The 255-nt window shown below is 36.1% G+C and carries 1 protein-coding gene; it reads left to right on the top strand.

Annotation, left to right across the window (positions count from 1 at the left end):
- Positions 1 to 255, top strand: a 255-nt coding sequence (locus tag SB658_RS25740) for a TonB-dependent receptor domain-containing protein (RefSeq protein WP_410603297.1), incomplete at both ends; no start/stop codon positions are given.

Genomic DNA, 255 nt, shown 5'->3' with positions numbered 1-255 from the left:
ATATATGATAATGACGGTAATTTTATTGGCTCACAGACTTTTAAACCCGAACATGCGAATCAGTTAGAAGCGGAAATAAAAGCAGATTTGCTTTCAAACAAATTAACCGCAACTGCAAGTTATTATGATATCAATGTTGCTAATTTAGTTACTAGCAATCCAATGTACAGCTCACAGGGTGGTGAAGCAAGAAGTCAGGGATTTGAATTTGACTTGAATGCTTCGCCATCAAAAAACCTAAGTATTATTGCGGGA

Origin of the sequence: Bacillus sp. SIMBA_008, from assembly GCF_046535495.1 — a bacterium.
Classification (GTDB): Bacteria; Bacillota; Bacilli; order Bacillales; family Bacillaceae; genus Bacillus; species Bacillus subtilis.
The sequence above is the reverse complement of the archived record's forward strand: the minus strand, read 5'-3'. Positions and strand labels throughout refer to the sequence as shown.